The sequence below is a fragment of the Streptomyces sp. NPDC088554 genome, from assembly GCF_044752945.1.
Classification (GTDB): Bacteria; Actinomycetota; Actinomycetes; order Streptomycetales; family Streptomycetaceae; genus Streptomyces.
On the sequence record NZ_JBIVMF010000008.1, the window covers coordinates 47,518 to 63,863 of the forward strand.

General features: G+C 70.2%; 19 protein-coding genes and 1 pseudogene. 13 read left to right on the plus strand and 7 right to left on the minus strand.

Translation table 11 applies throughout. The annotated features are described in order from the left end of the window. The first annotated feature begins 306 nt into the window (after nucleotides 1-306). From ACIP8W_RS11750 to ACIP8W_RS11760, 3 genes are all read left to right on the plus strand, one after another. The gene (locus ACIP8W_RS11750; protein WP_402202796.1) at nucleotides 307-2,283 is read left to right on the plus strand and encodes a GDSL-type esterase/lipase family protein; all 1,977 of its coding nucleotides are present in this window, start codon (nucleotides 307-309) and stop codon (nucleotides 2,281-2,283) included. A 245-nt stretch (nucleotides 2,284-2,528) separates the two neighbouring features. Then, nucleotides 2,529-3,662: a methyltransferase domain-containing protein gene (locus ACIP8W_RS11755; protein ID WP_401948761.1), complete on the plus strand. Its 1,134-nt coding sequence runs from the start codon at nucleotides 2,529-2,531 to the stop codon at nucleotides 3,660-3,662. Between the two features lie 108 nt (nucleotides 3,663-3,770). Further along, the gene (locus tag ACIP8W_RS11760; protein WP_402150275.1) at nucleotides 3,771-4,322 is read left to right on the plus strand and encodes an EF-hand domain-containing protein; all 552 of its coding nucleotides are present in this window, start codon (nucleotides 3,771-3,773) and stop codon (nucleotides 4,320-4,322) included. 105 nt (nucleotides 4,323-4,427) lie between these two features. Here the strand turns inward: ACIP8W_RS11760 and ACIP8W_RS11765 are convergent, their stop codons facing one another. Both ACIP8W_RS11765 and ACIP8W_RS11770 read right to left on the minus strand, forming a co-directional pair. Then, nucleotides 4,428-4,634: a DUF397 domain-containing protein gene (locus tag ACIP8W_RS11765; protein WP_402150272.1), complete on the minus strand. Its 207-nt coding sequence runs from the start codon at nucleotides 4,632-4,634 to the stop codon at nucleotides 4,428-4,430. Next, a complete protein-coding gene (locus tag ACIP8W_RS11770; RefSeq protein ID WP_402150269.1) occupies nucleotides 4,618-5,457 on the minus strand; it encodes a DUF5753 domain-containing protein in 840 nt (279 codons plus the stop codon). Before ACIP8W_RS11770 ends, ACIP8W_RS11765 begins: the two co-directional genes overlap by 17 nt. Before the next feature lie 226 nt (nucleotides 5,458-5,683). Between ACIP8W_RS11770 and ACIP8W_RS11775 the strand changes: the two genes are divergently transcribed. The 7 genes from ACIP8W_RS11775 (at nucleotide 5,684) to ACIP8W_RS11805 (ending at nucleotide 10,126) form a co-directional block, all read left to right on the plus strand. Beyond that, the gene (locus ACIP8W_RS11775; protein ID WP_401948773.1) at nucleotides 5,684-5,992 is read left to right on the plus strand and encodes a hypothetical protein; all 309 of its coding nucleotides are present in this window, start codon (nucleotides 5,684-5,686) and stop codon (nucleotides 5,990-5,992) included. A gap of 1 nt (nucleotide 5,993) precedes the next feature. Further along, nucleotides 5,994-6,452, plus strand: a complete 459-nt coding sequence (locus ACIP8W_RS11780; RefSeq protein ID WP_402150266.1) for an ATP-binding protein — start codon at nucleotides 5,994-5,996, stop codon at nucleotides 6,450-6,452. Nucleotides 6,453-6,522: 70 nt separating this feature from the next. Next, nucleotides 6,523-7,020 carry a pyridoxamine 5'-phosphate oxidase family protein gene (locus ACIP8W_RS11785; RefSeq protein ID WP_402202799.1) on the plus strand — a complete coding sequence of 166 codons (498 nt, stop codon included), beginning with the start codon at nucleotides 6,523-6,525 and terminating at the stop codon, nucleotides 7,018-7,020. A 263-nt stretch (nucleotides 7,021-7,283) separates the two neighbouring features. Beyond that, on the plus strand, nucleotides 7,284-7,487 hold the full coding sequence (locus ACIP8W_RS11790; RefSeq protein WP_402202801.1) for a cold-shock protein: 204 nt from the start codon (nucleotides 7,284-7,286) through the stop codon (nucleotides 7,485-7,487). 108 nt (nucleotides 7,488-7,595) lie between these two features. Next, complete coding sequence (locus ACIP8W_RS11795; protein ID WP_402202803.1) at nucleotides 7,596-9,149, plus strand: DEAD/DEAH box helicase; 1,554 nt, start codon at nucleotides 7,596-7,598, stop codon at nucleotides 9,147-9,149. Between the two features lie 163 nt (nucleotides 9,150-9,312). After that, complete coding sequence (locus ACIP8W_RS11800; protein WP_401948784.1) at nucleotides 9,313-9,702, plus strand: ribonuclease domain-containing protein; 390 nt, start codon at nucleotides 9,313-9,315, stop codon at nucleotides 9,700-9,702. A 37-nt stretch (nucleotides 9,703-9,739) separates the two neighbouring features. Beyond that, entirely contained in the window at nucleotides 9,740-10,126 is a 387-nt protein-coding gene (locus ACIP8W_RS11805; RefSeq protein ID WP_401948787.1) for a barstar family protein, read from the plus strand. Nucleotides 10,127-10,358: 232 nt separating this feature from the next. Here ACIP8W_RS11805 and ACIP8W_RS11810 read toward each other — a convergent pair whose 3' ends face one another. Then, nucleotides 10,359-11,891 (minus strand): ankyrin repeat domain-containing protein, encoded by a 1,533-nt coding sequence (locus ACIP8W_RS11810; protein ID WP_401948789.1) that lies wholly within the window; start codon nucleotides 11,889-11,891, stop codon nucleotides 10,359-10,361. A gap of 74 nt (nucleotides 11,892-11,965) precedes the next feature. Beyond that, nucleotides 11,966-12,862 (minus strand): hypothetical protein, encoded by an 897-nt coding sequence (locus ACIP8W_RS11815; protein WP_401948792.1) that lies wholly within the window; start codon nucleotides 12,860-12,862, stop codon nucleotides 11,966-11,968. 385 nt (nucleotides 12,863-13,247) lie between these two features. Between ACIP8W_RS11815 and ACIP8W_RS11820 the strand changes: the two genes are divergently transcribed. Beyond that, a complete protein-coding gene (locus tag ACIP8W_RS11820; protein ID WP_401948794.1) occupies nucleotides 13,248-14,024 on the plus strand; it encodes a S1 family peptidase in 777 nt (258 codons plus the stop codon). Here the strand turns inward: ACIP8W_RS11820 and ACIP8W_RS11825 are convergent. The 3 genes and pseudogenes from ACIP8W_RS11825 to ACIP8W_RS11835 all read right to left on the minus strand — a co-directional run. Continuing rightward, a complete protein-coding gene (locus ACIP8W_RS11825; RefSeq protein ID WP_401948796.1) occupies nucleotides 14,021-14,305 on the minus strand; it encodes a hypothetical protein in 285 nt (94 codons plus the stop codon). The genes ACIP8W_RS11820 and ACIP8W_RS11825 overlap by 4 nt on opposite strands. Continuing rightward, nucleotides 14,230-14,559: a beta-galactosidase gene (locus ACIP8W_RS11830; RefSeq protein WP_401948798.1), complete on the minus strand. Its 330-nt coding sequence runs from the start codon at nucleotides 14,557-14,559 to the stop codon at nucleotides 14,230-14,232. Before ACIP8W_RS11830 ends, ACIP8W_RS11825 begins: the two co-directional genes overlap by 76 nt. Then, nucleotides 14,516-14,703, minus strand: a pseudogene (locus ACIP8W_RS11835) (beta-galactosidase); the annotation flags it as partial. The pseudogene ACIP8W_RS11835 and the gene ACIP8W_RS11830, both read right to left, overlap by 44 nt. 256 nt (nucleotides 14,704-14,959) lie before the next feature. On the opposite strand from ACIP8W_RS11835, the gene ACIP8W_RS11840 reads away from it, so the two are divergent. Both ACIP8W_RS11840 and ACIP8W_RS11845 read left to right on the plus strand, forming a co-directional pair. Further along, on the plus strand, nucleotides 14,960-15,859 hold the full coding sequence (locus ACIP8W_RS11840) for a helix-turn-helix domain-containing protein (protein WP_402202806.1): 900 nt from the start codon (nucleotides 14,960-14,962) through the stop codon (nucleotides 15,857-15,859). Then, complete coding sequence (locus ACIP8W_RS11845) at nucleotides 15,846-16,202, plus strand: chorismate mutase (protein ID WP_401948801.1); 357 nt, start codon at nucleotides 15,846-15,848, stop codon at nucleotides 16,200-16,202. Before ACIP8W_RS11840 ends, ACIP8W_RS11845 begins: the two co-directional genes overlap by 14 nt. The last annotated feature ends 144 nt before the right edge of the window (nucleotides 16,203-16,346 follow it).

Sequence of the window (16,346 nt, forward strand, 5' to 3'; positions counted from 1 at the left end):
AGCTCCCGTACAACGGCGTACGGGCGGTGTCGGTCCGGGAAGTGTCTTTCCGGACCTCCCGCAAACGCGGCGCCTGCCCACAGTCCCCGACCGGACGAATGGCAGGCGCCGTGGTATTGCGGGGGCACGGCTCCTTTCACAGGGTCTCTTCCTGTCTTGTCGGGCCTCTTCCTGTCGGTTCTCTTCTCGTGGGTGCGCGGAGCGTCTATTTTCTGCTGAGAAAGCGCTTACTCCTCGCTCTTTGTCATGCTCTCGCCACACGCTTCCCAGTCTCCCCACGCTCCACCGAAGAGAAGAGGCCCCCGCATGTCCAGGATGCTCCGGGCGGTGCTCGCCGCCCTCGCCTTCCTCGCCGGGATACTCGCCGCCCCACCCGCCGCCCTCGCGGCCGCCCCGCCGGCCCCGGCCGCCCTCGCGGCGGTCGGTGACGGCAGCCCGTCCGACCCGAACATCGCCTACGCCGGGCGCTGGAACACCTCCGACAGCGCCACCTACACCGGCGGTTGGGCGGCCCCCTACATCCGGGCCGCCTTCACCGGACGTACGGTGAAGATCAAGCTCCGGGACAACGCCAATATCTACGTGAGCATCGACAACGGCCCCGACGTCTTCTACGCGGGCGTCCGTGGCACCGTCGACCTCACCCCCACCCCGCTCGCCTCCGGCACCCACACCATCCGGGTGTTCTTCCGCATCGGCGCCGCCTTCCAGGGCTTCGTCCTCGACTCCGGCGCCCGGACCGTGGCCCCGGCAGTACCGTCCCGGCTGATCGAGTACGTGGGCGACTCGATCACCTTCGGCGCCACCTCCTCCAAGCTGACCGTCTCCTCCTACTCCCGCCTCACCAGCGACCGCCTCGGCGCCGACTACGCCACGATCGCCCGCTCGGGCGCCTGCCTGGTGGAATCGGCGGACGGCTGCTTCGGGCTCTCCGCGCAGTACTTCAAGGACGGCGTCGGCTCCACCCGGGACTGGGACTTCACCCGCTACCGGGCGGCGGCCGTCGTCATCAACCTCGGTACGAACGACGTCGGCCACGCCGTCACCGGCGCGCAGTTCGGCGCCGCGTACACCAAGCTCCTGCGGGACGTCCGCGCCACGTACCCGAACGCCGCGCTCTTCGCCTTCCAGACCTTCCGCAAGCGCTATCTCCCGGAGACCGCCGCCGCCGTCACCACACTGCGCAACGGCGGCGACCGCAACGTCCACTACGTCAACACCGACGGCTGGCTCACCGACGCCGACTACACCGACGGCGGCCACCCCAACGACACCGGCCACCAGAAGATCGCCGACCGCCTCGCCCCGGTCATCTCGGCCGCCGCGCCCGTAGCGTTCGCCGATTCCCTCGCGGCCGGTGACGGTTCCCCCTCGGACCCCAACATCACGTACACCGGCCGCTGGGACACCGCCGCCGCGCCCTACGCCTCGCACTGGACCGGCGCGTACCTCCGTACCCGCTTCACCGGTACGACCGTCAAGCTCAGGCAGCGCAACTCCGTCGAGTTCTGGGCGAGCGTCGACGGCAAGGAGTTCACCAACTACAAGAACGTCAGGGGTACGGTCGACCTGACCCCCACCAAACTCGCGGCGGGCACCCACACGCTGGTCGTCTCCTACCGCCAGATCGCGGGCTCCTACACGGGCGACTCCGTCTTCGGCGGCCTCGTCCTGGACGCCGGAGCGACCACCATGGCCCCCCAAGTCTCGCCGAAGACAGTCGAGTTCATCGGTGACTCCATCACCGCCGGCTCCACCAGCAGCAAGCTCGCCGTCACCTCGTACGGCTGGCTGGCGGCGGAGAAACTCGGCGTCGAGCACACCCAGATCGCCCAGGGCGGCGCCTGCCTGGTCGAGACGGCGGACGGCTGCGTGGGCCTCAGCGAGCGCTTCACCCACCTCAACGCGTACGACACCTCCCCGGCCTGGGACTTCAACCGGTACCGGGCGAACGCCGTCGTCATCAACCTCGGTACGAACGACGTCGGCCACGGGGTCCACACCCCCGAGTTCCAGGCCGTCTACACCACCTTCCTCGCCACGGTCCGCGCCAAGTACCCGCAGGCCGCGATCTTCGCCCTCCAGACCTTCCGGGGCCGCTTCGTCACCCAGACCCGGGCGGCCGTCCAGGCGCGCAACGACGCGGGGGACCGCAACGTGTACTTCGTCAACACCGACGGCTGGATCCCGGACGGCGGGCTGAGCGACTCCGTCCACCCCAACGACCTCGGCCACCGCGCCATCGCCGACCGGCTGGCGCCGATCATCGGCGCGAGGATCTGACCCGGGGGCAGCCCTGATTTCTCCCCTACTGGCCGGCACGGTGGCGTGTGTCGGCCAGTAGGAGATGTTCGATTGCCGGGAGGGCCGGGGCTCTGGAAGCGTGGGTGATCGATCCGTCGCGAGAGAGGAAATGCTGTGGGCGATCACCGTAAGCCGGACCCCGACCTCAGCCAGGGGAAGCCGCCACCCGGTAACTCCGATGGGAAAGTGCCCGATGCGCCACCGCCCAGCGGGACGCGCCGGAAATGATCGTGGATGGGCTTGCCAGGCTCACCGAGCTTCGGCACCGGCTGGTGCGCGCGATGGACGACCGTGGCGACTGGCCCACGGACTCCCCCTGGGTCCGCGACGCGATGGAGGCTGTGCCCCGGCACCTCTTCGCCCCGGACCGGGTGTGGGAGTGGGACGGCTGGGAGTACGTCCCGGTGGACCGCCGAGCGGACCCCGGGCGCTGGGCCGCGCTCGTCCACCCCGAGCCCGACGAGCCCACCATCACCCAGGTCACGGACGGATGGGCGACCTCCAGCCTCTCCTGCCCGTCGATCGTGGCCGACATGCTCGACTCCCTGATGCTCCAACCGGACCATCACGTCCTGGAGTTGGGCACGGGCACCGGCTGGAACGCCGGACTGCTGGCAGCCGGTACGGGACCGGGCCGCGTCACCAGCGTCGACATCGACCCCGGCCTCGCGTCGGCCGCCCGCGAGCGCCTCGACGCGGTGGGCGCGGGGGTCGCCGTCCACACCGGTGACGGCGCGCTCGGTGCGCCCGGAGCGGCCGGGGGCGCGCCGCCGTACGACCGGGTCGTCGCGACGTACGCGGTCGACCGCATCCCCTGGCCCTGGGTCGAACAGACCCGCCCCGGCGGCCGGATCGTCACCCCGTGGGGCCGGCTGGGCCATGTGGCGCTCACCGTCGCGGACGACGGCCGCTCGGCCAGCGGCTGGATGCAGGGCCTCGCGATGTTCATGCCGAGCCGGGGGTACGACCAGGGCCGGCCCTGGGACCGGGTGCGCGGCGCCGGACCGCCCGAGGCGGAGGAGCCCCTCGCCCTCGACGTACGCGCCCTGCACACGGACCGGGACCTGCTGTTCGCGCTCCGCGTCCTGCTCCCGGACATCCGGATCACCACGACCACCGCAGCCCCCGGCACCCCCCTCACCGCCCGCCTCCACGACGGCCACTCCTCCTGGGCCACGCTGGCCGCGTCCGGCGTCACCCACCGGGGCGGCCCCCGCCACCTGCCCGACGAGGCGGCCCGCGCGACCACCCACTGGCAAGCGGCGGGCGCCCCGGGCCTGTACGACTTCGGCCTCACCCGCACCCCGGACCAGCAGTACATCTGGAGCGGCGACAAGGACACGGGCCCGCGCTGGTAGGAACGGTGACACGAAGGAGTGAATGGAGAGCGACTTGAGCACGGGCGGGCTGCGGGGCGCTGACGATGATCTCTCCTATGTCACTCGACTTTCGGAGGATCCGGAGCGATGAGCACGGCCACGCAGGACGCCATCACCACCAAGCTTGAGCGTTCGTTCGAAGCCATGGACGCCGACCAGAACGGCTATGTGGACTGGTCGGACTACCAGCGGCTCGCCGACCGCTACCTCCAGGCGTACAAGCTGGGCAAGGACGACCGCCGGGCCAGGGCGCTCACCGCCTTCTTTCAGATGTACTGGCTGGAGCTGATGCGTCACTCAGGCGCGGAAGGGGACCGGCTCACGAAGGACCAGTACGTCACGGCCAAGCGCCTCACGAGCATCGACACCAGTCGGCTCAATGTGGCGGAAGGAGCCGGGCACGCGATCTTCGACATCATGGATGTCGACGGCGACAACGAGATCAGCAAGGCCGAGTTCGCCCGCTTCCTGAAGGACGTGTGCAGGATCAGCGCGCCCGACGCGATGGAGACGTTCTCCATGCTGGACACCGATGGGGACGGCGCGATCTCGCGCCAGGAGTTCATCCGCGCGGTACGTGAGCACTTCTTCTCGAACGACCCGGACGCGCCGGGCAGCCTGATCCTGGGCCACATCTGAGCTGAGCGGTAGGCGCCCCCACGGGGCGCCGGCAGGACCGGACCGGGAGCCCGCACGACGGGCTCCCGGTCGCGCCATGGGGGCGCGATCCGCGCCCAACCCCCGCTAACCGCGCTTCACGGCACTGACGAAGGTGGCCCAGCCGTCCTTCGGAAAGACCAGCGCGGGCCCGTGGGGGTTTTTGCTGTCACGGACGGGGACGGTGGCGGGGTGGCCGTCGGAGACCTCGACGCACGAGCCGTCCCCGTTGTTGCCGCTGTAGCTGGACTTGCGCCAGGCGGTCAGGGCGGATGCGTCAGGAAGTGTCTTCACTTTCGTAGCCTTTCAGGTATGTGCGGATGAGGTCGAGAGACTTCTCATCGGGCAGTGCCAGAGAGCGGGCGTAATCGAAACATTGCGTCAACTCGATTACCTTCCTTGGCAGCTCCACCGTTTCCCCGGACTTGAAGCTCTCAAGGAAGGCGATCATGCCGCCATCGCGGAGTGTAAGCAAGCTCAGACATCCCCCCAGCATGGGATGTGCTCCTTCATCGAACGGCAGTACCTGAATAATGCGCCGGTGTGGGGCGGCTGTCAGTAGTAGATGACTGAGTTGCTTCGCCATGATCTTGGCGTTGCCCATTGGGCGTCTCAGGGCTGCTTCGTCGAAGATTGCCCAGTAGAGGGGCGGATTATCCCGCTTGAAGAGCTCCTTCCGGCCCATGCGGACAGCCACGGTTTCGTTGAGGTACTCCTCGGACGCGTGCGGCTGCGTCATGCGGAACAGTTCCCGTGCGTAGTCCGCAGTCTGGAGTAGCCCGGGGATACTGCTGCTGGTGAACACCTGGATCCGCTCGGCTTCCTTCTCCTTGGCCGCAACGTACCGGCCGTAGCTGGGGATTGTCTTGTCGTGCGCCAGTTCAAGGATCTCCGCGAGGACCCCATCGGTGTCGAAGAACTCGTCCAGAGAGTCCACCAGGGCCTGGGACGGCAGCTGCTCGCCCAGCTCGACCCGTCCGAGATAGCTGTGCGAGTACCCACCTACCTGTTCGGACAGCTGACGCAACGACAGCCCTCTCCGCTCACGCAGTCTGCGCATTCGGTTACCCAGCCTCACACGGGGTGTGAGCTTGGCTTTTTCGTTGTTCAGCTCCACTCTGATCGAACCTTCTTTCGCGCAACTGGCTGTCCACTCCGGACCTTTGGTGACAGCTCGGATATGTACGCAGTGTGCCCGATAGGAGAAGGTAGTGACTACCCCTTCCGGATATCGGATGTCCCCAAAACGAGGATTCCTGTTCGGAATTCAATAATTGCCGTGGGGTCTATTAGGCATGGCCTGATGCGCCATATGTAAGGGCCCCGCGCAAAGGAGCGTCGACATGGTGAACTTTATCGCCCGTTTCCTCGAATCGCTCCCGCGATTCTTATTTTTGTCCGGGGAACGCCGCTCATCGGCGAACCCCGCGCAACCCACGAACCCCCTTCCCCGCCAGCTCCGTTCGTCCCTGGCCGCCCCGCTGACCGTGTTCGTTCGCGGGTGTCTGCGCGGGCCGAGCGGTGAGCATCGGCTGGTGTTCCTTCCGTACCGCCGTACCGAGTACGAGCGTTGGCAGCGGGCGGTGAACCGGCAACGGCGCCAAGGGCGTCGGGAGCTGTGGCTTGGCCTGTACGAGGGAGAGGTGGCCTGAGATGGAGCACGTACCGGACATTGGCCACCTCCCCGACCACGTCCCCGTCGTCGTCCTGAGATGGAGCCGGCATCCGAGCTGTGTCGGGCTGGCGCGGCTGGAGCTCCGTAAAACACTCGCTCTGTGGGGTATGTCCGCCCTGGAGGACTCGGCGCTGCTGATCCTCTCCGAGCTGGTCACCAACGCCGCCCGGCATGCCCGTGTCTCCCAGGGGCGGGAGATCGAGACGCGGTACATGCAGCACGCGGGGGCGGAGGGTGGACGGGGGCTGCGTATCGAGGTGCATGACGCCTCGGCCGCCGCACCGCGACAGAGGGCGCATGATCCGGATGCTGTGGACGGCAGGGGCTTGGTCATCGTGGACGCGCTGGCCGACGCTTGGGGTGTCAGCGGGCGCAACGGGCCGGGGAAGCTCGTGTGGGCGCACCTGTCCATGACCCCGGCCGGTGGTCACGGCTGACGAGGCGGAGCCCGGTGCGGCAGCGCAAAAGGCGACAGAAGATGTCGGGTATCGGGTATTGGGTGGTCCTATGGCATCCACCGCGACATCCACCTGGGCCGATTTCGTCTCGGCCGAACCGCGCTTCGCCGGGGCCGTTCGGTGCCGCTTCGAGAAGTATCCGCACCATGTCCTCGCCACCGTCCGCAAGGACGGCTCGCCCCGGGTGACGGGGCTCGAAGTCACCTTTCTTTTCGGGGAGTTGTGGCTCGGGATGATGTCGAATTCATGGAAGGCGCGGGACCTGCTGCGCGATCCGCGATGTGCCGTCCATACGAATCCGGGCGCCGGGAACGAGGTGGCGGACGGGGACACCAGGATCGGCGGGCGCGCGGTGGAGGAGGCCGACGCCGCGGTGATTGCGCGGTTCGTCGCGGAGGTGGCGCCGCCGGTGCCGTTCCATCTGTTCCGGGTGGAGCTCGGCGAGGTCGTGCAGACCTGTGTCGAGGGTGATGACCTGGTGGTACGGGCCTGGCGGCCGGGGCGGGCGCTGCGGACCGTGCGGCGGGGGCCGGGCGAGGGGCGGTAGCGGGAGGGTGTGCGCGGGGGTGGTCGGGAGGGGTGCGGGCGTGCGCCACGATCATGTGGCGTACCCCACTCGATCTCTCCGCGGGGTCGTGCTAGGCTGACTTCGTTGCAGTTTTGGTACCCATGAACTTTATGTGCGCCTGACGGGAATGTTCCTCAGGCGCATTATTGTTTTTGCCGGCTTCTCCGGATGGGGCTCAATGCGGCGACGAGGAATTCGTACAGTGCGGATTTCCGGCTCTGCACCTGTTTTAGGAGAATGACATGGCTACTGGCACCGTGAAGTGGTTCAACTCGGAAAAGGGCTTCGGCTTCATTGAGCAGGACGGCGGCGGCGCCGACGTCTTCGCCCACTACTCGAACATCGCCACCCAGGGCTTCCGTGAGCTCCAGGAGGGCCAGAAGGTCTCGTTCGACGTCACGCAGGGCCAGAAGGGCCCGCAGGCGGAGAACATCGTCCCGGTCTAATTCCCGGACGTTGTACCTCGCAGCCGGGACCCGCACCGTCGCAGGTGCGGGTCCCGGCTCGCGCTGTTCTCAGGCCGCTGTTCTCAGGCCCAGGAAGGCTTTTTCCGAATGACTCGATACGAACGGCAGGACCGCGCTGCCCGCCCCGCCGGCAAGCGCCCGGCGACCTCCCGTGCCAAGGGACCCGCGAAGGCGCCGGCGCGTCGCGCTCCCGCGCGCCCGCAGGAATTCACCCTGCCGGAGACCCTTACCCCCGCGCTCCCCGCCGTCGAGTCGTTCGACGAGCTGGACATGCCCGCCGCTCTGCTCAAGACCCTCACCGCACAGGGTGTGACCAGACCGTTCCCCATTCAGGGCGCCACCCTCCCGAACTCTCTCGCGGGCCGGGACATCCTCGGCCGGGGCCGTACCGGCTCGGGCAAGACGCTGGCGTTCGGGCTCGCGCTGCTGGCTCGGATCGCCGGTCGGCGCGCCGAGCCGCGCGCCCCCCTCGCGCTGGTGCTCGTTCCCACCCGTGAGCTGGCGCAGCAGGTGACCGACGCGCTCACGCCGTACGCCACCTCGGTGAATCTGAAGCTCACCACGGTCGTCGGCGGGCTCTCGATCAGCAAGCAGGCGGGTTCGCTGCGGCGGGGCGCCGAGGTGCTGGTCGCGACGCCCGGACGGCTGAAGGACCTCATCGAGCGGGGCGACTGCCGGCTCGACCAGGTGTCCATCACCGTGCTGGACGAGGCCGACCAGATGGCCGACATGGGCTTCATGCCGCAGGTCACGGCGTTGCTCAAGCAGGTCGAGCCGGACGGGCAGCGGATGCTGTTCTCGGCGACCCTGGACAAGAACATCGACCGGCTGGTCCGGCAGTACCTGACGGACCCCGTGGTCCACTCCGTCGACCCTTCGCAGGGCGCGGTCACCACGATGGAACACCATGTGCTGTACGTCCTGGACGAGACGGACAAGAAGGAAGTCACCACGCGGATCGCCGCGCGGGACGGCCGGGTGCTGCTCTTCCTGGACACCAAGCGCTCCGTGGACCGGCTGGTCAAGCGGCTGCTGGCGAGCGGTGTACGCGCCTCCGGCCTGCACGGCGGCCGTTCGCAGCCGCAGCGCAACCGGACGCTGGACCAGTTCAAGACCGGGCTGGTCACCTGCCTGGTCGCGACGAACGTCGCGGCCCGTGGCATCCACGTCGACGATCTCGACCTGGTCGTGAACGTCGACCCGCCCGTCGACCACAAGGACTATCTGCACCGTGGCGGGCGCACCGCCAGGGCGGGCGAGTCCGGCAGTGTGGTGACGCTGGTCCTGCCCGAGCAGCGGCGCGAGATGACGCGGCTGATGGCGGACGCGGGCATCGACCCCCAGTCCGCGCGGATCAAGTCGACGGACGAGGAGCTGGAGCGGATCACCGGTGCGCGGGTGCCCTCCGGGGTGGCCGTCACCATCGAGGTGCCGCAGCCGGTCGTCCAGCAGAAGCAGAAGCCCCGGACCTCGCGTCCGGCCCGCAAGAGCACCGGCTCCGGTACGGGCGCGGGCGGCGCGGGCGGCGCGGGCGCCAGGCAGGGCGGCGGCGGTGGCGGCGGTGGCTCCTCGCGGGGCAGCCGTGGTCGGCGCGGCGGCTCCGGCCGGGGTGCCGAGGGCGGTCGGCGTACCGCTGCCTGAGCAGTGAGCTGATACAGCTGGTACGACGGAGCCCGGTGGCGTGTGCCACCGGGCTCCGTCGTGTGGCGGAGACGTGTCGGGACGGTCGTGGCCGGTTAACTTCCGGGAAACTCCCCGCCGTTGTTATTGACGTGTCCATGTCTACGCGCGTCATGATGGGCGCATGCGAATTCCCCCACGTATCGCCACCCTCGGTGGTCTCGCCGCACTGGTCTCGACCCTCCTCGTCGGCGGGGTCACCGCCACCGCCACCGCGGCCCCCGCCGCCGTCGGCAGTATCTGCTACTCCAAGCTGCCGTCCCAGGCGCACACGACGCTCGACCTGATCGCCCGGGGCGGGCCGTTCCCATACTCGCAGGACGGTTCGGTCTTCCAGAACAGGGAGGGCGTCCTGCCGAGCCAGTCGAGCAGCTACTACCACGAGTACACCGTCGTCACCCCCGGCTCCTCCACCCGGGGCGCCCGCCGCATCGTCACCGGGAACAAGACCGACGAGGACTACTACACCGCCGACCACTACGAGTCCTTCTCCCTCGTCAACTACAACTGCTGACCCGAGCGCGGAAGGAGAGGAAAGGTAGCCTTCGCCCATGACAGTGACCTATGTGATCGATGGGGCGGAGGTGACCGGCCTCGACAGCTTCTGGGCGGTCATCGGCGCGGCCGTGAACGGCCCCGGCGGATACTTCGGGCGCAACCTCGACGCGTTGGCGGACTGTCTGCGCGGTGGGTTCGGTACGCCGGACGACGGCGACTTCGTCATCGAATGGCGCGACCACGACCTCTCGCGCCGGGCGCTCGGCACGGAGGAGACCGTACGCGCGCTCCAGCGACGGCTGGAGCGCGCGCACCTCTCGAACAGACCCGCGCTGCGGGAGCGGCTGGAGGCCGCACGGGCCGGGCGCGGCCCGACCGTCTTCGACGAGCTGGTCGAGGTGATCGAGAGCGAGGTCCCCGGGGTGCTCCGGCTCGGCTGAGAGCCTGTCGGGTGGCCCCGGCCGGGTAGCGGACGCGGTCCGGTGCGCGGCGCTCGCTCCGCCTCGGCGCCTGGATTCGTCCTCCGGATGCCGAGCGTGCTTCGAGGCGGAGGAGGGAGTCGACGCGGAGCGTCGGTGACCGACGACAACGCCGGACGGGGGAGCGCGCGCCGGGCCGCCGGCCCGCCGCCCGGTCAGAGGCCACCCGACAGGCTCCGAGGTCCGCCGGGGGTCAGCGGTGGCGGGGGAGCGTGCGCTCCAGCCGCCGCCGCTCCGGTCCGTGCGGTACGTACCGGACGGCGTCCAGCGCCGTCCGGTGGGCGCGGCCCGCCGGGTCCTCGTCGGTCAGGAGCCGCGCCAGCGCCCCGACGGCACGCGGGTCCTGACGCGTCGCCAGCCCCAGCGCGGCCGTCGCCGCCGTGTCCGCGTCCGGGTCGTCGAGCCGGGCCGCCAGCGCCTCGCGCAGCTCGTACGTATCGGCGGCCATCCCCGTCAGCGCCGCGACCGCCCGGTCCCTGACCGAGGTGTCGGCGTCCCGGCTGAGCAGCACCCCCGCCCGTACACAGTCCTCCTGACCGGCCGGCAGGGGGCCGGCCAGCGCCAGCGCGACCCGGCGGCGGACCCCGGCGTCCGGGTGGCCGGTGTGGCGCAGGACCTCGGGGAGCGCGGCCGGATCGCCGTGCCGGCCGAGGGCGGTCACCACCGCGCGCGCCAGCTCGGGTTCGACGGCCCGCCGGGACAGCTCGCACAGCAGCGGCACCGCGCGGGCGGTGAACGGGTCCGCGCCGTCCGGCCCTTCGGCCGCGCCCAGCCGCCCCAGCACCTCGGCGGCGAACGTACGGCGCTGCGGATCGTCGCTCGCGCACCACGCGGCGGCGGACCGGAAGGTCTCCTCGTCGCCTCGGTGCCACAGCGCGGACACGGCCTCGGTCCAGTCGTCCCGCCCGGGGTCCCCGCAGCGCAGCGCCCGCGCCGCCAGCTCCTCGAACGGGGTCCGCACGCCCAGCTCCGCTTCGAGCAGGGTCGCGACGGCCGCGTGGCCCGTCTGCTGCTCCTGGCCGGCCACCGGCGCGCCGTCCCGCAGCAGTTCGACGACGACGGTCACCGAGCCGTCCCGCTCGATCCGGCGCACCACCGTCTCGTACCCCTCGCCGAAGGAGCGGGTCAGCGAGGCGCGCAGCTCGTGTTCCACCTCGCGCGTCATCCAGCGCCGGGCCTCGGCGAGCGCGGCCTCGCACCGCTCGGGGGGCGCGCCCGCGCCGTAGCGCAGCAGGACCCGTACGGTCGCGGTGGAGCCGCGGCGGGCGGCGAGCAGCAGCGGGGACTCGCCCCGGGGGCCGGGGAGCGTGGGGTCGGCGCCGTACTCCAGCAGCGCTTCCGCCGTGTCGGCGAAGCCCTGCTGGACCGCCCAGACCAGGGCGGTCAGGCCGAACGACTCGCGGAGGCCGGGGCGGGCCCCGGCGGCGAGCAGGGCCCGGACGACCTCGGTGTGTCCGCCGCAGGCCGCCGCGCACAGCGGCAGGTCGCCGCCTTCCGGGCCGTCCTCGGGGCCGCTCGGCCGGTTGGGGTCGGCGCCCGCGGTGAGCAGGAGGCGTACGATCCCCGGTTCGTCGCTGACCGACGCGAGATGGAGGACGGTCTGGCCGTCCTCGTCGGCCGCCTCGGCGGGGGCGCCGGTCCGCAGCAGCCGTACGACGGCGTCGTCCGCGCCTCCGTACACCGCTTCGAACAGGTCGTGTACGCCCGCTGTCGGGTCTTTCCTCATGCTTCGACCTTACGTTCGCCCGTGTGAGGCCGTCGTGCGCGTTTTGTCCGGGGCGGCGGTCCTGTGGCGGTCCGTCAGGTGTCGCAGTCCAGCAGCGTTCCGCACAGACCGCACCGGGCGCGGACCCGTCCCCGGACGGGGACCCTGATGCGCTGGAGACAGGTGGGGCAGGGGAACGAGACGCGCAGTCCGTCCGGGAGGCGCTCGAACGTATACGGCGTGGCGGGGTCGGGTGCGGGGTCCGGGCGGTCGAGGGCGTGGCGGCGGTCCCTGGCGTAGCGGCGCCGGACCAGCCGGCCCGCGGTGGTCAGCGGTGGCTGCCGCTCGTCGCGCACCGCCCGGTCCAGCCCTTTCGTATACGACGTGTAGCCCTGCGGGCTGGTGAACCAGACGCGCGGGTCCTCGTCGAACAGGAGCGCGCGCTTGGCCAGGACGTAGCCGAACTCCTCGGGGGTCAGATAGCCGAGCTTCTGGCTGGAGTCGCGGTCCTCGCGATACGCGTCGAGCAGCAGCCAGCCCGCGCCCAGGTAGGCGGCGGCGGTGTCGGTGAGGATCTCGTTGTCATGGGTGCCGGGGAAGCTCAGCCCGAGCCGGTGCAGCAGGACATGGGTGATCTCGTGGGCGAGGGCGGCGCCGATGTCCTGGCGGTGGGTGCGGAAACGGTTGTTCAGTTCGATGAAGTACTCGGGCCCGGCGGCCAGTTCGACGTTGGCCGCGTGTGTCATCTCCCGGAAACTCGCGATCACGCGCGCGTCCGGCAGCTGGAACTGCTGGAGGAGGGTGCGGGCGACGCGCTGGGTGCCCAGATGAAGATCGTCCAGATCGGTGAAGCCGATATCGGCGCGGGCCACGCTCGGGGCGTACCGGGCGAGGGAGTCGGGGGTCAGCCGCCGGTGGAGCGCGGTGATCGAGGCGCGCACCGTGGCCAGATGCGGATAGCCGTGGACGATCTCGCCGCCGCCGTTCGCCATGTCCGTACCCCCGTGCCTTCCGGTGTGCCTTTCGACGCGCTTTCCGACGTGTTTCCGATGTGCTTCGGCGCGCTTCCGGTGTGCCCTCCGACGGCCGGTCGCTCCGGGGCTCATTTTACGGCGGTCCGCCGGGGATCTGCGGGGTGTGCGGGTTCGGACCGTTCGGTCCACCCGGTTCGTCCGATGATCGGGCGGTGGCTGGAATGCATGCTTTTGCTGGCTTGAAAAGGATCTTGTGGTTCAAGTGTTCGCCTCCGCATAATCCGGATCACGCTTTGTTGTCGGGCCCATGCCAACGTGTCGCAGGATGACCAACGCGCGTTGATCGGGCCTTTCGCGTGTAAGTCGTACATCCCCACGCAAACCCCCCATGAAGGGCAAATCGTTGAGCATTCTGGGTGCCATCAAGAGATTCGCGGCAGTCGGCGCGGTTGTTCTCGCGGCTGTCAGTCTTCAGCCCACCACTGCCTCTGCGGCCCCCCAGCCCGTCGTCGGCGGCACCCGCGCCGTGCAGGGCGAGTTCCCGTTCATGGTCCGGCTCTCGATGGGCTGTGGCGGCTCGTTGTACTCGCCGACCGTCGTCCTGACCGCCGCGCACTGCGTGAGCGGATCCGGCAACAACACCAGCATCACCGCCACCGCGGGTGTGGTGGACCTCCAGAGCAGCAGTGCCATCAACGTCAAGTCCACCAAGGTCCTGCGCGCCCCCGGCTACAACGGCTCGGGCAAGGACTGGGCGCTGATCAAGCTCGCCGCCCCGATCAACCAGCCCACCCTGAAGATCGCCACCAACACCACCTACAACACCGGTACCTTCACGGTCGCCGGCTGGGGTGCGGCGATCGAGGACGGCGCCCAGCAGCGCTACATGCTCAAGGCGTCCGTGCCGTTCATCAGCGACGCCACCTGCCGCGCCGCCGGCGGGGCCTACTCCGACCTCATCGCGAGCGAGGAGATCTGCGCCGGATACGCCGCGGGCGGTACGGACACCTGCCAGGGCGACTCCGGTGGCCCGATGTTCCGCAAGGACAACGCCGGTGAGTACATCCAGGTCGGCATCGTGAGCTGGGGCATCGGCTGCGCCCAGGCCGGAAACCCCGGTGTCTACACCGAGGTCTCGACCTTCGCCTCCGCGATAGCCTCCGCCGCCGCGACGCTCTAGTACCCCCCGTCAGTACCCCTGCTGTTGCCCCTGTAATCACTCGCCGGACGGGCTGTCCTCTGCCCGTCCGGCGAGCCACATGTCCGGCGAGCCCGCCGCCGGCTCCAGCACCCACGGCTCGTTGCCGCCCTCGCGCAGCAGCGGGCCGGGTACGACAGCGAGTCCTGCGGGCCCGCCGACCAGTAGCGGCCCAGGCGGGCGCCGTTCACCCAGACGAAGCCCCGGGTCCAGGCGGGCAGGGTGAGCCGGGCGTCGCCCGCCCCCGTGACCTCGAAGGACACCCGGTACAGCCCCGGAGCGCGTCGAGGACGCGCCGCGGCTCCGGTACGTCCGGCAGCTGGCCCTCCTGGCGCGCGACGTCCTGATAGGCGGCGAACACCTCGCGGAAGAGCCAGAACTTCTCGGTGGGCCGCCCCGCCTCGTCGATCGGCGCGTCATAGTCGTACGAGGTGACATCCGGCTGCCGCCCGCCGCCGTTCAGCTCGCCGGAACGGTTGGCGCCCGTGCAGGTTCCACGGGACGTACGTCTCGACACAGTTGAGGCCCATGGCGCGCATCATGGCCAGCCGGGGGTCCCACTGCTCCTCATGGACCCGGAAGCAGTGCAGCGCCCCGACAGCAGCCGTACGGGACGGCCGTCGATCAGAAAGTCCTCGTTCCCCACGGTGAATGCAGCCACTGCTCTCCGCTCCTGTCCCGCTTGTCCGTTTTCCGGTCTCCCGGTGTCCTGGTTGTCCGATGTGGCCCAGCCTCTCCCTCTGGCGGCGGTCCGGTCCATGGACAAAGATCGTTGATGGTTGGACGCAACGGCGCGGACGGCGCGGACAGTGCGGACAGCCCGGACGGTATGGCGGTTGAGGGCGGGGGCGGTACGGATGGGGCAGGCCAGGGCACGGCACGCCGGGGAGCGGCAGCCCCGGGAGCGGCACACCTGGATGAGGTACTTCACACCCAGCCCCGTCCACCACCGGCTCGGGCTCGTCTGCCTCGGCGTCGGACTCCAGCACGGACCGCTGGACACGGTCGGGCCGCGCACCCTCGACCACCATGTCGCCGTCGTCATCAGCACCGGGAGCGGCTGGTTCCGCTCCGCCGACGGACGGCGCGCCGTCGTCACCGCGCCCGCGCTGCTCTGGCTCACCCCCGGCGTCCGCCATCAGTACGGACCCGACCGGTACCACGGCTGGGACGAGAGCTTCGTCGCCTTCACCGGGCCCGCCACCGCCACCTACACCGAACTCGGCTACATCGAGCCCGACCGGCCCGTCGTCCCGCTCTCCGACGCGACCGGCGCGCGGGCCGTCGTCGCCCGGATCGCCCGCGCGGCCCGCCGGGGCAACCCGCTGCTCGAAGTCGAGACCGGCGCCGCCGTACACGAACTCCTGGTCGCGCTGCGCCGGGCGCGCGCCGGGAGCGACACCCTGACCGACCCCGTACTCCAGGCGCTCGCCCGCGACGCCTGCAGCCCGCTCTCCGTCGCCGACCACGCGGCCCGCAACGGTCTGACGCCCGCCGCCCTGCGCGCGGCGGTGCGCCGGGCCGCCGGATGCAGCACCAGGGACTATCTGCTCGGGATCCGGCTGGGCCGCGCCAAGGAGCTGCTGGCCGCCACGGAGCTGCCGGTCGCCGCGGTCGCCCGGCGCGTCGGCTACGACGACCCGGCGTACTTCTCCCGGCTGTTCGCCCGCCGGGTCGGGATGGCCCCCGTACGCTTCCGTGAACAGGAGGCCCGTGCCGTGCGGGGCGCCCCGCGCCGTACCGGGATCCCGCATCCTGATCACCCTACGGGCGCGGCGGCGGGGGCGTCTAAGCTGCCGGACCATGACCACGAGTGACCCCAAAACCGGCGGGAACAGCGCGAAAGAGGGCATCGACGGATCCGTACAGGCGGAGCTGAACCGTCTGCGCGAGTCCATCGACAACATCGACGCCGCCGTCGTCCACATGCTCGCCGAACGCTTCAAATGCACCCAGCAGGTCGGCGTGCTCAAGGCCGAACACCGGCTCCCGCCCGCCGACCCGGCCCGTGAGTCCCGGCAGATCACCCGGCTGCGCGAGCTGGCGGAGAACGCCCGGCTGGACCCGGCCTTCGCCGAGAAGCTGCTGAACTTCATCATCGCCGAGGTCATCCGGCACCACGAGACGATCGCGGGCGAGGCCCGCGACGGCGAGTGCTGATCAACTGGACGCCGTCCACTGCACGCTGATCGACTGGACGCCGTCCACTGCACGCTGGTCGACTGAATACTGATCCACTGACGCTGGTCTGCTGAACACTGATCCGCCGAACGCCGCGATCCACCGAGGCCGGGCCCCGCTGCG